This window comes from Anaplasma marginale str. Florida, from assembly GCF_000215485.1.
Taxonomy (GTDB): domain Bacteria; phylum Pseudomonadota; class Alphaproteobacteria; order Rickettsiales; family Anaplasmataceae; genus Anaplasma; species Anaplasma marginale.
The window spans coordinates 1-733 of the sequence record NZ_AFMS01000178.1 but is presented as its reverse complement, the minus strand read 5'-3'; the positions used below and the strand labels follow the sequence as shown (position 1 = coordinate 733).

Below are 733 nucleotides of genomic sequence, written 5' to 3'. Positions count from 1 at the left end.
TGTTGCCGAGCATGATCAGAAGTTAGATCTCATAATTCGGAAAGCGACGTATACNGAAACAGCGCGACCGGTTGTGCGTGAAGTGCCGTATTAACATACTCCCTCATGAGCTGAGCCGTGGTCAGTTTTGCCGAATGGGTATTCACTATGCATATGATCTAAAAAGCCTTGGTAGGCCGTATCCCAAAAAAGATTTGAATAGTGGCTAGCAAACGACGATTATTGTACCGTAAGAACGAACTGTGAAGTGGAATGGTACACAAGCCTGTACTATTGAACGAGGTTGTGGAAGCTTTATCTCCAAAAGATGGAAGTGTATATGTTGACGCAACTTTTGGCGGCGGCGGATACAGCAGAAGAATATTAGAAACGGCTCAGTGTGTTGTATATGCTATCGACCAGGATGTAGTCGTCAAAAAATACTTCGATGAATTGCTGCAGAGCTTTCCGGGTAGGCTTAACCTCGCGATTAGCAGATTCAGTAAACTGAGAGAGGTAGTGCTTTCTTTCGGGGTTGATAAAGTAGACGGCGTGGTCTTCGATTTAGGCACATCAGCGATGCAGCTTGCTGATGCTAGCAGGGGATTTTCATTCATGAACAGTGGCTCTTTAGATATGCGCATGTGCTCTTCTGCCTTAAGAGATGCGGCAATGTTTGTAAACACGGTGCCGGAAAAGGAAATGGCGGATGTGATTTACCAGTATGGAGGGGAGAGGTACTCTAGGAGGGTCG

1 protein-coding gene is annotated in these 733 nt (G+C 45.9%); it reads left to right on the top strand.

Features of this window, described 5'->3' with window-relative positions; translation table 11 throughout:
* Window positions 1-285: 285 nt before the first annotated feature.
* Window positions 286-733: 16S rRNA (cytosine(1402)-N(4))-methyltransferase (mraW, locus tag GAC_RS04940; protein ID WP_241760172.1), on the top strand; the 448-nt coding region annotated here is incomplete at its 3' end.